The 265-nt window shown below is 58.9% G+C and carries 1 tRNA gene; it reads left to right on the top strand.

The window, feature by feature from the left end:
- Positions 1 to 188 precede the first annotated feature (188 nt).
- A tRNA-Ala gene (locus ACP7FG_RS13035) sits at positions 189 to 264 on the top strand.
- Position 265: the final 1 nt, after the last annotated feature.

The following is a 265-nucleotide window of genomic DNA, read 5'->3' on the forward strand; positions in this document are numbered from 1 at the left end:
TCTGTAGCTCAGCTGGTTAGAGCGCACCCCTGATAAGGGTGAGGTCGGCAGTTCAAGTCTGCCCAGACCCACCATTTCTGCGCTGTGAACTGCGTTGCTGCGTCGTCGCATACTGGTGTATGCGTCCTCCTTGCGGCCTTGTCACAGCTTGAAATACCCTTATCGTGGGGTGTCGAAACGCCCATAACGGGGCCATAGCTCAGCTGGGAGAGCGCCTGCCTTGCACGCAGGAGGTCAGCGGTTCGATCCCGCTTGGCTCCACCAT

It is taken from the genome of Idiomarina sp. ST10R2A5, from assembly GCF_051842325.1.
GTDB lineage: Bacteria > Pseudomonadota > Gammaproteobacteria > Enterobacterales > Alteromonadaceae > Idiomarina > Idiomarina abyssalis.